General features: G+C 66.5%; 1 pseudogene. It reads left to right on the top strand.

Annotated elements, in window-relative coordinates:
- A pseudogene (locus GY769_10570) lies at positions 1 to 480 on the top strand (HAD hydrolase-like protein).
- Positions 481 to 525 lie beyond the last annotated feature (45 nt).

Genomic DNA, 525 nt, shown 5'->3' with positions numbered 1-525 from the left:
CTCAAAGCCTCGCGGAGCAGACAGGACAAGGACGATCTGCGCCGTGCCTATCGGGTCCTGCCGGCCTTCGACGACGCGAGGTAAGGTCTGGCCAGGTCGAAGCAAGCCGGCTTCCGCTTGTTCGCCTTCTCCGACGGCGCTGCCGAGGCGGTGGAGACGTTGCTCGACACCGCGGGCATCCTGGATTTCTTTGATGGCGTCGTCAGCGTCGACGAGATGAAGTCGTTCAAACCAGATCCCGGCGTCTATTGCCACTTCCTGCGAAGATCCGGCTCGGCCGGAGCCGATGCGTGGCTGGTGTCGAGCAATCCGTTCGACGTGCTCGGGGCCCTGTCGGCGGGCATGCGCTCGGCGTGGGTCCGGCGTTCTCCGGAGATCGTCATGGATCCCTGGGGAGCAGAGCCGACCGTCACGGTGGCGAGTCTTGCCGATCTCCCCGATCGGATCGCCGAATGGCCGCCCGCACGGCAGGACTGCTGAAGGGTCGCTCCAGGCCCGGGGAAACCGCGCGAGCGGTGCCACGGT

The sequence above is a fragment of the bacterium genome (assembly GCA_024224155.1).
GTDB lineage: Bacteria > Acidobacteriota > Thermoanaerobaculia > Multivoradales > JAHEKO01 > CALZIK01.
This window is presented reverse-complemented; position numbering and strand designations above follow the sequence as displayed.